Annotated in this window: 8 protein-coding genes; 5 read left to right on the forward strand and 3 right to left on the reverse strand. The window is 65.4% G+C overall.

Annotated features, from left to right (window positions below):
- The first annotated feature begins 155 nt into the window (after window positions 1-155).
- Together LNV09_RS00615 and LNV09_RS00620 are read left to right on the forward strand one after the other, a co-directional pair.
- Complete coding sequence (locus LNV09_RS00615; RefSeq protein WP_263555131.1) at window positions 156-1,766, forward strand: dipeptidase; 1,611 nt, start codon at window positions 156-158, stop codon at window positions 1,764-1,766.
- Window positions 1,767-1,966: 200 nt separating this feature from the next.
- On the forward strand, window positions 1,967-2,284 hold the full coding sequence (locus LNV09_RS00620; protein WP_263555132.1) for a hypothetical protein: 318 nt from the start codon (window positions 1,967-1,969) through the stop codon (window positions 2,282-2,284).
- Between the two features lie 31 nt (window positions 2,285-2,315).
- On the opposite strand, the gene LNV09_RS00625 is transcribed toward LNV09_RS00620, so the two are convergent.
- Together LNV09_RS00625 and LNV09_RS00630 are read right to left on the reverse strand one after the other, a co-directional pair.
- The gene (locus LNV09_RS00625) at window positions 2,316-5,156 is read right to left on the reverse strand and encodes a serine/threonine-protein kinase (protein ID WP_263555133.1); all 2,841 of its coding nucleotides are present in this window, start codon (window positions 5,154-5,156) and stop codon (window positions 2,316-2,318) included.
- Entirely contained in the window at window positions 5,156-5,743 is a 588-nt protein-coding gene (locus LNV09_RS00630; RefSeq protein ID WP_263555134.1) for an ECF-type sigma factor, read from the reverse strand. Before LNV09_RS00630 ends, LNV09_RS00625 begins: the two co-directional genes overlap by 1 nt.
- A 175-nt stretch (window positions 5,744-5,918) precedes the next feature.
- On the opposite strand from LNV09_RS00630, the gene LNV09_RS00635 reads away from it, so the two are divergent.
- Window positions 5,919-8,666 (forward strand): PEP-CTERM sorting domain-containing protein, encoded by a 2,748-nt coding sequence (locus LNV09_RS00635; protein WP_263555135.1) that lies wholly within the window; start codon window positions 5,919-5,921, stop codon window positions 8,664-8,666.
- Window positions 8,667-8,752: 86 nt separating this feature from the next.
- Window positions 8,753-10,567 carry an ATP-binding response regulator gene (locus LNV09_RS00640; RefSeq protein WP_263555136.1) on the forward strand — a complete coding sequence of 605 codons (1,815 nt, stop codon included), beginning with the start codon at window positions 8,753-8,755 and terminating at the stop codon, window positions 10,565-10,567.
- A 55-nt stretch (window positions 10,568-10,622) separates the two neighbouring features.
- On the opposite strand, the gene LNV09_RS00645 is transcribed toward LNV09_RS00640, so the two are convergent.
- The gene (locus LNV09_RS00645; protein WP_263555137.1) at window positions 10,623-11,258 is read right to left on the reverse strand and encodes a response regulator transcription factor; all 636 of its coding nucleotides are present in this window, start codon (window positions 11,256-11,258) and stop codon (window positions 10,623-10,625) included.
- Window positions 11,259-11,489: 231 nt separating this feature from the next.
- On the opposite strand from LNV09_RS00645, the gene LNV09_RS00650 reads away from it, so the two are divergent.
- Window positions 11,490-12,782, forward strand: a complete 1,293-nt coding sequence (locus LNV09_RS00650; protein ID WP_263555138.1) for a hypothetical protein — start codon at window positions 11,490-11,492, stop codon at window positions 12,780-12,782.
- The last annotated feature ends 22 nt before the right edge of the window (window positions 12,783-12,804 follow it).

Raw genomic sequence — 12,804 nt, forward strand, 5'->3', positions numbered from 1 at the left:
TGTTTGAAAGCCGACCCGTTGGCCCAACCGGACTTTGAATCCGGCGCGACTCTAAGAGGGTCATCCCGGCTTGGGCTATCCTCCCTTGGGGGGGCGGCCGGCCATGTTCTGTCGCCAAGCATGAGCTGCCAGACTCTGCGGTGCGGCGGCCGCCCATGCAGCAGACTCACCAGCAGAACAAGGACTCTCAGATGTGCACCGTGATTGCCATTGGGCCGCGCGCCAGTGTTGACGGCTCGACCCTGCTCAGCCATTCCGACAGCGGCCAAGACTCGCGGGTGCGCAAGATCCCCGCGCAGGATCACACGCCCGGTGCGATGGCGCCGGTGCACTGGGGCCTGCAAAACATCGTCAAACCCGAGCTCGACCATTTCGGCGAGGTGATCGGCGAGATCGCCCAAGTGCCGCACACCTTCGCCTACTTCCACTCGGCCTATTCGCATCTCAACGAGCACCAGCTCGCGATCGCCGAAAGCACCACCTCGCAGCGCCCCGAGCTGAAATGCGCACGCGGCGAAGGCGAGCAGATCATGACCGTCGAGCAGGCGATGGTGTTTGCGCTGCAGCGCTGCCGGCACGCTCGCGAGGCGGTCTTGCTCGTAGGCGAGCTGATGGAGCGGCATGGTTTTCTGAGCAGTTGCGGCGATGGCAGCGAGCTGCTGTGCATCGCTGACCCTGACGAGGTCTGGGTGGTCGAGATCGTCGGCGTCGGCCCGGGCTGGCGCGCGAACAGCGGCGCACCCGGCGCGATCTGGGCGGCCCGCCGCATGGAGGACGACCATGCGCTGATCGTCGCCAACTGGAGCATTCTGCGCGAGCTGGATCTGGGCGACAGCGAGCGCTATTTGGCCTGCGCGCATGTGCAGAGTTATGCCATCGAGCGCGGCTGGTTCCGGCCCGAAGCCGGCCGACCCTTTGATTGGCAGCAGGCCTATATCCCGCTGCCGCATGAATGGGCGACATCCAGGCTATGGCTGTTCTACGCCGATGTCGCGCCGAAGCTGCGGCCCTGGCCGGTGCGCCGGCTGGAGGGTGACCGCTACGCGACGCTCGATGCCTACCATCAGATCGTGGAGCCGCTGGACATCTATCCCTTCTCGGTCGCGCCCGAGCGCAAGCTGGGCCTGGGCGATGTGATGGCTTTTCATCGCTCGACCTTTGAAGGCACGATCTACGACATCACCGAGCAGCCGCAATGGCAAGTCGCCGATGCGAGTGGGCATGTGGCCAAAAGCTCGCTGGCCACGCCCTTCCCTAACCCCGATCTGCGCCGGCTCCTGCGCCTGACGCATCGCCGCCCGGTGGCCCGGCATTTCGGCCACCTCAGCGTGATCTGCCAGCTGCGCCGCGGCCTGCCCGCCGACATCGCCGCTGTCTACTGGCTGGCGCTCGACAACCCGCATGTCAGCAGCTGGATCCCCATGCATGTGGGCATAGACGCGCTGCATCCCTGCTTCAGCGAGTACGACCCTGAGCAGTTCAGCGCAACATCGGCGCGCTGGTGCATAGATTTTGTCGACAACCTGATGCAGCTGGCCTACCAAAAAGCGCTGCCGTTTCTGCTGGCGCGGCGCGCCCAATTCGAAGCCGAGCTGATGGCGGGCTGGCAGGCGCTGGACTTGCGTTTGCAGCATGAGCCCAGTGAAGCAGAGCGGCGCGCCTCGGCGACCGCCTTCGCCCAGGTCAGCATGGCCAGCGTGCCGGTTTTCTATACCGCGCTGCGCGACTTGTTGATCACGCAGCTGACGCACAAGCGCCAAGGCTGAGGGCAGCCAAAGAAAGCGTGATGACGATCACGCTTGCCCCTGATTTGCTTGGCTTCCCCCCCGGATTTGCGGGATCACGCCAAGCCTGCTTCAAACCTATATTTCAAGTGCCGTCTCATCTCGGTGCTTGGGTGGATAGATCGGTTCGATTCCAGATTCCGCTTTGGCACCGCGCTCACCGAAGCCTTTGGAGCCCCGCCATGAACCGCTTGATCTACGCACCGATGGTCACCCCTGCAGATGGCAGTCAGCAAGCGCAAAAGCGAGCGCAAAAGGAAGTGGCCTGCGCTTGGCAGCCGCTCAAACTTGAGCCCGCTTTGCAAACCGCCTGCTCGGGCGATTGCGATCAGGGTCGGCGCTGCAATTGCGCGCTGAGTTCGAGCAGCTATTGCAGCGGCGCAAGAGCTGGCGACCTGGCATCTCGGCACGAACAGCAGGGCGCCACAAGGCCGCTGCAAATGTTGCAACTCCTTTGCGGCATCGTTGTTCTGTGCTCGCTCGCTTGGTTCATGTCTTGAGCTGGCCCAGCGCCGAGCCAGCCTCTATCACTTAGAAAATACCGCCCAGCCCCGCCGGCAGCTGGCTTGAGGCTCGCCCATAGGCTTGCTCGACAGCGAGCCTGGCCTTGCTAGCGTCAGTGCCCTGCTGCAGGGCTTGCAAATAATGCAGCACCGCATCGAGCGGGTGCTTGCTGGGCATTTGCGGCGGACGGGCGGCGGCGGCCTGCGCCAACGCGGCGGCAGCAGCAGGGTCACGCATCAGCACCAAAGTCGTGGCGAGGTCGAGTCGGGCCTGCCAGAGCGCGGGCACGGCCTTGTCCGGGCTCGTATCCAGCAGCGCCACCCGCTGCGCGAGCAACTTGGCGCTGCCTTGCCAGTCACCGCGCGCACGCAGCAACTCACCCTCGGCTTGCGCAACCCGGCTGTTCATCCAGACATCCTCGGCCAGATTCAGCTGGGCATCACCACGCAGGCGCTTTATCGCGGCGGCAGCCAAATCCAGTTCGTCCAGCAGCAGCCCGGTGCGCGCCAAGGCCAACCAGGCTTCGGCACGCCGCAAGGCGCCGAGCTGCCGGCCATCGGCATCCACCGCAGCCAGCAAGGTTTGGGCCTCATCGGTCAACGCGGCGGCAGGCGCAGCATGGGCCAAGGCGCGGGCCAGCAGCAGCGCGGCACGCGAGGCCGCCAGCGCCTGCTTGGGCGTGCCGCTATTGCCGGCCAGAAAAGCCTCGCGATTCGCCAGCGAGCGTGCGAACTCGGCCCGATCGGCGTGGTAGCGGGCCATCTCAGGGTACAAAAAGGCCCGCGTTGCGCTGCCGACACCATGCAGATGGTCCATCTCGGCCGCCAAGCCCAGATAGTCAGGCTCGATCTGCGCATACTCGCCGAGGCGAATCCGCATGGCCCACATATTGCGGCGCATCGCCAGCGCATGGCGCAAATTGTCGGTCGAAACGCTGGCAATCCCGGCGTCGGCCTTGTGCAGCTCGGCCAGCGCGTCGCTGAATCGACCCTGACCCGCATAGAGGTTTGAGACGATATTGTGATGAAAAGCGCGCTCGAAACTGCCCGGTGGATAGAGGCGGTCGGTCAGCTCGCCGAGCTCTTGCAGCGTCTGCGTGGCGCCCTGCAGCCGGCCGATCTTCATTTGGGCATTGGCCAGCACCGCCAGCAATTCGCGCATATTCTCCGAGTACGGCCCGTACCGGCGCGCTATGCGCGGTCGCAGCGGCTCCAATTGCGCGATCACGTCGTCCCAGGGCCCCGACGGGGTGTAGATCTGCGCCAGCTTGAGCCGCGCGGCGATAGTGCGCTCGTCGTCCTCACCATAGGCCTTGGCCGTCAGCGCGATCCACTGCTCGGCCAGGGGGCCGGCCAGGTCATAGCGGCTCAAGCCCTCGTAGGTCTTGGTCAACACCTTCAGCAGACGCGCCTTGGTTGCGGGTTCGTCCTTGAACTTGTCGTCCAGCTCCTTGCGACTCTTCTCCAGCAGCTGCAAGACATTGGGCGACTCGCCGCCATGCTGATCGGGGCTGGCGCTGCCGAGCAGATCGGTGAGGTAAGTCGTCACTTGGTCGGATTCGCGCGCCGCGCTTTCAGCGCGCTGCCATTGCGTCAGGCTCACGCCCAAGCCGGCCAACACCGCCAGCACCAGCGTGGCACCCAAGCTCGCCGGCAGCGCATTGCGGCGCAGCCACAAACTGCTGCGGTGCCGCCAGTCGTCGCGCCGAGCGGCTACCGGCCGATGCGCCATCCACAGGCGCAGATCGTCAACAAAAGCGCCCACACCGTCGTAGCGCTCGGCCGGATCTTTGCGCAAAGCCTTGGCGACGATGGCCTCCAGGTCGCCGCGCACGCGGGCAAAGTCTGCCGGTCTGGCGGCCTGCACATCAGCCTGCTCATTCGCCAGCCCACCGGCCGGCAATTGACTCAGCCGCGGTGCATCCTCGTGCAGCAATGCATGCTCTGCCGCGGCGCGCGTCTTGCCGCCGGCCACAAATGGCAACCGCCCGCTCAGCAGCTCAAACAACAACACCCCAAGCGTGAACACATCGGCCGCCACGCCAATCGGCTCACCACTGAGCTGCTCGGGCGCCGCATAGCCCAGCGTCAAGCCGCGCCCTGCGAGACGGGTGAGCTGGCCCGGCGCCTCGTCGTCCAGCAGACCCGCGATGCCAAAGTCCAGCACCTTGGGGTTGCCCTCAAAACTGACCATCACGTTCGACGGCTTTAGGTCGCGGTGCACGACCAATTGCGCATGCGCATGAGCGACCGCTTGTGCGACGCGTATCAGCAGCGCCACCCGCTCGGCCACCGTTGGGCAAGCGGCGCGCGCATGCTCGGTCAGCGTGCGGCCGCTGACATATTCAAGCACCAGAAACGGCAGCCCGGCTTCCACGCCCGCGTCCAAGAGCTTGGCGATGCCGGGGTGGCTGAGCCGCGCCAGCACCGCCCGCTCGCGCGCAAAGCGTTCGGACAAGGAGGCTTGCTGCAGGTCGCCGCGCAGCAGCTTGACCACCACCTCTTGCTCGTAGAGCCCGTCGGCACGCCGCGCCAGCCAGACCTGGCCCATGCCGCCTTCGCCGATTTTTCTCAGCAAGGCCCAGGCGCCCATGCGCCGGCCGGCTAAGTCTTGGGCGGCACCGACCGGCGCCGATTCCTCATGCTGCAGCGCTCGCTGCAAAAGCGCGTCGAACGCGCCGGTCGTTTCTTGTGGTTGAGCGGCCAACATCCGCGCCAGCTGCTCGGCCAGCGGCGCATCGATGGCGCCTGAATCGGTCAAGGCGGCCAGCCATGGCGCTCGCGCCTCGCCGGGCAGCTCCAACGCTTCATCGAGCAGCGCGGAGAGCCGCTGCCAACGCGGGCGATCCAGCGTCGGCTCGTCATTCATCAGTAAACGGTCGCCGCGCTATCGCCCAGCAATTCGGTCAACAAGGCTCTGGCCTTGATCAGGTCGCGCTCCACGGTACGCCGAGCCACCCCGCGCAGCTGCGCCACCTCGGCCATCGGTGTGCCGGCAAAACCGATCATCTCCAGCAACTGATACAAACCCGGGTCGAGCTGCTGCATCTGCAGCAAAGCCCGGTCGATTGCGATCAGCTCGACGCTTGAGCTGATCGGCGCCACCACCTCGGCCGCCGCCGACAGCGTGAGCAGGACGCCCACATCGCCGCCGCGCTTGTCGGCCCCAGCGGCGCGAATATGGTCGACGACGACCGAGCGCAGCACCCGGCCCACATAGGCAAAGAACTGGCCGCGCGAATGGCCTTGCAGGCCTTCGCTGTCGGCCATGCGCAGAAAACTCTCATGCACCAGCGCGGTGGTGTTGAGGCCCACCACGCCGCTGGCCTGCGCCAGTCTGGCCCGGGCGGCCCGCTTGATCTCGGGGTAAAGCCGCTCGAACAGCGCATTGACGGCACCACTTTCGCCTTGCGATGCACTGGCCAAGAGTTCGGTGACGGAAGGTGGGTTAGTCATACGCGGGCGATTATGCGGGGGAAGCGTGACACCCCTGGTTCAGGGGGGTGGGCCGAAAACAAGGCATCCGGGCTGTCGCAACGGGCGCTGGACTGCGTCTTAGCCAGGAGGGCAAGCAAAAAGTGCGGGCCCCTGTCGGCACAGCCGCCCCCAAGACCCAACAGGACTCGCCACCATGAACCGCTCCGCCTCCGCATACTTCCGTCGCCTGCCGCTGCATGTGGCCATTGGCCTGGCCCTGGCGACCTGCGCCATCGGCTCGGCCCAGGCCACCACCCGCACCTTCACCGGCGCCAGCGGCGGCATGTGGAGTTCCACCAGCTCATGGGCGGGCGGCCTTGGGCCGGTCAATGGCGACGATGCCGCAGTCGGCAGCTCGGGCGCAAGCAGCAGGACGGCGAGCTTTGCCTCGGTGATGACGGGTGCTGGCCTGAATTTGCTGAATCTGGACTACGGTTCCACCCTCAACCAGAGCCTCACCGGCAGCGCGATGATCGCCGTGACCGAGAGCATCGGCAGCACCCAGGCGCAGATCTCCACCTACAACCAGTCCGGTGGGTCGAACACGACCGGCCGGCTTTTTGTCGGGGGCTACCTGGGCACGGGCTCGGGTGTTTACAACCTGAGTAGCGGCGCGCTCAACGTCGGCACCGCCGCCGTGGCCGGTGATGTGGACATCGGTTGGCAGACAGGCAGCACCGGGGCCTTCAACCAAACCGGCGGCGCGACGACGGTGCTGGGCCAATTCCGCGCAGGCTACAACGATCCCAGTACCAGCGGCACGGTGACGCTCAAGGGCGGCAGCTTCAGCGTCCGTGATCAGGTGACGATAGGCGTGTTCGGCACCGGCAGCTTCACCCAGAGCGGCGGTAGCGCAACAATGGGCGGGCTGGTGCTGGGCTATCAGAACGACAGCCGGGGCAAGGGCAGCTACATCCTCAATAGCAACGACGGCGCGGCCAGCCTCAACAGCGGCGGCTATGTCGATATCGGCGTTGGCGGCGGCAGCAGCAGCTTTACCCAATCGGGCAACACCACCCACCAGGTGGCGGGCCGGCTACGGGTAGGCAAGGCGGGCAGCTATACGCTGGACGGCGGGACCTTGAGCGCCGGCAAGCTCATCATCGAAACCGGCGGCGTCATCACCCAGACCGGCGGCACGCTGAATCTGGTCAATAGCGCCGATTCCAGCAAGGCCGGCAGTTTTGTCTGGACCGGTGGCCTATTGCACTTCAGCGGCGACGCCAGCTTTGCCGACGCCAGCCTGCTTGCCCGCAACACTACCCTGACCAGCGCCATGAGCCTGCGCGTCGATGGCATGCTGACGCAGAGTGACAGCAGCACCCTGAACCTGGCCGGCGGTCAGCTGCAGGTCGGCAACGCCAATCTCTCGGGCCAGGTCACGGTGGGCCAGGGCAGCACGCTCAGCACCACCACGCGCCTGAGCAATTTCGGCAGCCTGCAGCTGGCCGGCGGCAGCTTGAGCGGCACCGGCATCCTGTTCAACGTCACCGAGCTGAACGGTCATGGCCGCATCGACGGCACGGGCGGCTTCATCAACACCGGCCTGCTGACGCAGAGCGGCGGTGATATGGTCCTCAGCAACACCGGCGACAACGAAAACCGCGGCAGCTGGAACCTGCTGGTCGGGCGGCAACTTGAAATCAGCGGGACCGGCCTGGAAAACAGCGGCCAACTCAATCTGAACGGAGGCTTCGTCATCGGCAGCGGCATGCTGGCCAACGCCACCCAGGGCACGATCAGCGGCAGCGGCCGCATTGCCTCGGGCTTCTACAACGCGGGCAGCCTGGTGGTGGACAAGGGCCAGACGCTGATCGACAACAGCTTTACCAACCGGGGTCAGATCTTGCTGGGTAGCAATAGCGCCAGCCTGGCCGGCGGCCAGATCGGCAACCACGGCCTGATCCAGGGCCTGGGCCGCATCAACAGCGACATCTCCAATATCGACCCCATCGGCGTGATCGAAGCGCAGGGCGGCACCTTGACCTTGGTCGGCCGCATCGTCAGCCCGAACGGCGGCATTCTGGCTGTCGGCAGCGGTGCGAAACTGCTGATCAGCCAGGGCCTGTTCAGCAATGCCGGCCAGATCCAGTTGGCCGGCGGCACGCTGGACAACAATGGCCGGGGGATGGTCAACGAAGCCGGCGCCAGTATCAACGGCTTCGGCACGCTGCGCGCAGGCACGCTGACCAACAAGGGTCAGATTTTTCTGAGCGGCGGCACCTCGGCGCTGCGTGCCGACATCGTCGCCGGCGCGGGCAGCCAGATCATTCTCTCGGGCCTCAGCAACACGACTTTTTACGGCAAGCTGGAGATCCAGAAGGACGCCGAGTTGCGCGTCACCGAAGGATCGGTCGCGACCTTCGCGGCCGAGGTCAAGCAGCGCAACGGGGCCGACGTCAACGGCGACGGCAAGATGTTCTTCGAGGGCGGCTTGAGCATCGGCAACTCGCCCGGCTATGGCTATATCCAAGGCTCGGTCACCTTCGCCAGCAGCAACACCTACACGGCCGAAATTGGCGGCATCAACGCTTGCAGCGAGCTGAGTTGCGCTGCCGGCTCGCCGCTGCTGGACAGCAGTTTTGACAAGCTGGTCGTCGGTGGGAATTTGAAGTTAGGCGGCAAACTGGTCTTGAGCTCATGGAACGGCTTTGTGGCGCAGGCCGGCCAGAGCTTTGATCTGCTGGACTGGGGCACAACAGGCGGCAGCTTCAAGAGCATTGACGCCAGCGGCCTCACGCTGGCAGCGGGCACCCAGCTGGACTACAGCCAGCTCTACAGCAGCGGCACGATCTCGGTCACTTCGGTGCCCGAACCCGGCAGCTGGGCTTTGATGCTGGCGGGCTTGCTCGGGGTCGGCGCTGTTGCAAGAAGGCGCCACGCGGCGCCGACAGCAGTCTGAGCAGGGGCTAGCGGGGCGGGCTGCCGCGCTTTGCGCTTGCATTGCGGGTGAATTGCGGCGCTGCATGCACAATCTTCGCCAAGCCCATGCCTTCCAACACCGCCATGCCAATCGATGCTGAGACGCGCCTGCAAGCGCTGGTCCGAATGGACGTGGCGCAGCGCCTGCGCAGCAATGATCTGAGCCTGACCGTGGGCAATTTCGTGCTGGCGCTGCTGGTTGCGGCCAGCCTGCACAAGGCAGCGCCGCCGGCTTGGACGGCCTGCTGGCTGGGCTTGCAGCTCGTCAACCTGGCCTGTCATTTGTGGCTGGGTCTGCGCTGGTTACGCAGCCCGCTGACGACCGCCAATGCGCCGATCTGGCTGCGCCGGGTGACGCGCACCTCAGCGCTCAACGGCGTGCTGTGGTTGCTGGCCGTGCAGATCTTCTGGCCCGGCGGCAGCGATGCTCAGCGCTTGTTGTTATTGGCCTGGATGATAGGCATCAGCGCCACCGCGCTGCATTCTCTGCATGCCTATTTGCCGGCCTATGTCGCCATCGTGGGCCCGGCCTTGCTGGGCTTGGTGCTGGCGGTACTGCTGCATGGCGCGATTGACGGCTGGGCCATCCTGGCCGTGCTGCTGCTCGGCTCAACAATGAGCTTTCACTTTGCGGCTTCCCTGCAGCGCTTGCTATGGGACTCGCTGCGCCAAGCCCATCAGCTCGCGCACTTGAGCGAGAGCTTGAAGCTGGAGAAGGACTTGGCCGTCAAGCTCAGCCAGTCGCGCAGCCGCTTTCTGGCCGCCGCCAGCCATGATCTGCGCCAGCCCGTGCATGCACTGTCGCTGTTTGTCGGCGCGCTCAAGCAAAACCCCAGCCCGGCGCAGTCAGCGCAGATATTGCAGCATGTTAGCAGCGCCGTCGACGCCATGGGGGCGATGTTCAATGCTTTGCTGGACATCTCCAAGCTGGACGCCGAGCAGCTGCAGCCGCAATGGCAGACGGTGGATCTGCGCGCGCTGCTGAGCCGCATGGCGGCCGACCACAGCCTGCAAGCGCAGGCCAAGGGACTGCGCTTTGTTTGCGATCTTCCGCCAGAGCCGGGCGCGCTGATGGTGCTCAGCGACCCGGCTTTGCTGGAGCGGGTGCTGCGCAATCTGCTCTCCAATGCGCTGCGTTACACCACGCAGGGCGGTGTGCTGCTGCGGGCCCGTCGGCGCCAGGCCCGCATCGAGCTGCTGGTGGCCGACAGCGGCGTGGGCATTGCCAGGGCGCGCTGCGCCGAGGTTTTTGATGAGTTCGTGCAACTGCACAGCTCGGGCCAGGGCCTCGGCCTGGGTCTGGCGATTGTTCAGCGCCTGTCTGGCCTGCTGCGCCTGGAGCTGCGGCTGCGCTCGCGGCCGGGACGGGGCAGCTTGTTCACGCTCACGCTGGAGCCGCATGACGAGGGGCCAACTGCAGTACCTGGCCCGCTCGCGCAGCCCCAGCTAAGCGGGGAGATGGTCATCGTGCTGGATGAAAGTGCCGAGATACGGCTGGCCATGAGCACCCTGCTGTCGGCTTGGGGCTTGGGCGTCGTCAGCGCCGCCAGCGTGGCCGAGCTGATGCCGCAGCTGATGAACGTTAGCGCGGCGCCGCGCCTGCTGCTGTGCGACTACCATTTGAGGGAAGGTGAAACCGGCAGCGGCGCGATTGCCCGGTTGCGTGAGCTGTTCAACAGTGACATCCCGGCCCTGCTGCTCAGCGGCGACACCGGCCCCGCGCGCGGGCGCGAAGCGCTGGATCAGGGCCTGACCCTGCTGCACAAGCCGGTCTCGCAAGCGCAGCTGCGCACGGCGGTCAGCGAAGCCTTGCGACCCAGCCATGCGATTGAGGCTCCAGGCATTGGCTTCCATCCCGTCGATCCCCTTCATCCTGGCTGACTAAATTTATTGGCTGGGATGGAGGGGATGGAGGGGATGGACAGGATGAAAACAATCAATACGACATCGTCTGACTGACCAGGCCGGCCGCGCGGGCCGCCTCGACGGCCTGCAGGCGGTGCACCACGCCCAAGGCTTTGAAGATGGCCGAGACATGGCCCTTGACGGTCTTCTCCTCCATGCCCAGCTCGCGCGCAATCTCCTTGTTGGATTTGCTATTGCACAGCTCTTGCAGCACCTCGCGCTGGCGCGGCGTCAGGCTGCTCAAGTTTGACTCGGCCGGGCCGGCCTCGGGCGCCATCGCCATCAGTGGCGGCACATAGATTTCACCGCCGAGCACCAGCGTTAGCGCCGCCAGCAGCGTGGCCGGACTGGCGGACTTGGGGCAATAACCCCGAGCACCGGCCTTGAGCACGCGGCGCACATCGGCAGGGTCTTCCGACGATGACAGCACCAGGCTGGGCAGCAGCGGGTAGTGGCGCTTGAGCTGCTCCAGCAAAGCCATGCCGGCCATGCCGGCCATGCGCAGATCCATCAGCACCGCGTCCACATCGGGGTGCTGGGCCAGGCAGTCCATGGCGGCGATGCCGTCACTGGCCTCGAGGATCAGTTCGGGCGCTCCTAGGCTTTGCAGCGCGGCGACGACACCGGCGCGCACCAGGGGGTGGTCATCGACTAACAACAGTTTCATGCAGCGCACTCTAGCAGCCGGCGCAGGGGCTGGGTAGGTCCCGAGACCAGGTCTTGGGTCCAAGGTCCGATTGTGCGTAGCCGCCGGCGTTCAGACACTGGGTCACCTTATGCAGCGAGCTCACCCATCAGCCCCAAGGCACCAGGCACTCCCTGGCGCAAAGGCGCACCCGAGTCAAGATTGGGTTCTGGATAGCACCGCTCAAGTAAGGCATTAACTCAGGGTGAAATCATGAATGAACAACTTCTCTCCGCGTTGCGCCGCTTTGGCGCCTCAGCCTGCCTCGCCATGGCAGCCTTGGCCGGCATGGCAAGCGAGGCACAGGCCTTGACTTGCCCCGCCGCCAAGGTCGAGCAAGCCGGGCTTTGCTACGACCCGCCGCGCGCCGGCTATAGCTGTACCGGCGCGGCTTGCATGGAAAACTGCCGCAGCGGCTATGAGCAAAGCCTGCCGGGCTTTTGCCACTTCAAGGGCTCGACCACCTATACCGTGCCGCCCTACCTCACGCGCAAGAGCAATCACCCGCATAAATGCGGCTTGCTCTTCTATGAAAACTGCCGCGCCGACTACCGCATGGACGCCTGCGGCATCTGCAGCTACAAGGGCGCTTGGGACACCACCCGCCACACCTATTTCCGCGAGCCCGGCATCAGCCCGGACTTCACGCAAGCCTTCCACCAGATTGCATCGGTGTCGCAGGCCACTTATGGCAGCTCGCTGGGGGCCATGAAACAGGGCTACGAAGCCGCCGTGGCCGAGGTCAACAAAGGCCTCGATGCGGTCACGCTGACGCTGTTCAAAGCGGCCGCCAAACGGGTCAATGACTCGCCCACCGGGGCGAAGATCAGGCAATCGGCCAAGGCCTTCGCGGCGCTTGACGCCGACACCGTGAACGCCATGCGGCGCATCCTGGTGTTGGCGGCCAGCAAGGCAAATCTGAGCGCGGACGAGCAGCAGGATATTGCCAACACCATGGTCGACGTCGGCCGCAAGACGGGCTTGTACAAGGGCGCGCCCGCTGCGGCTTCGCAAGTCGCCGAGCTGAGCCGAGGTGAAGCGCAAGTGCAAGTGCCAACGTCAGGTGGCACGGGCGGTGACAACGGCTCCTACGGCATCTATGCCGGCGCGGCCGGCGCCTATTACGCCGGCGCCCACGCCAACTTCGGCATCGTCGTCAACGCCGACAAGGACAGCGACGGCAAGCTGCAGATCATGATCATCACCACCATCGGCGGCAGCGTCGGCGCGGCCATACACGCCGAGGGCATGGTGGGCTTGACCGAGTCTCCACGCGGCGTGGACAAGACCCCCGGCCCGCAGATCGGCCTGTCCTCCGGCGTTGAGACGCCAGATGCCGGTATCGAAGGCGCTTTTGATTGGAGTCTCTACAAGGGCATGCGCGGTGCACAGAACGCCGTTCCGAGCACCAGCATCGCCATCACCTTGGGGGACGGCATTGACATCCTGTCCCTCACGGCGGGCAACACCACCCAGTTGGCGAAATTCGCGGTTCCGGTGAACTGAAGCGCGCGCCCTTTTCTGTCTC

Source organism: Paucibacter sp. B2R-40 (genome assembly GCF_025717555.1).
Lineage (GTDB): Bacteria > Pseudomonadota > Gammaproteobacteria > Burkholderiales > Burkholderiaceae_C > Paucibacter_A.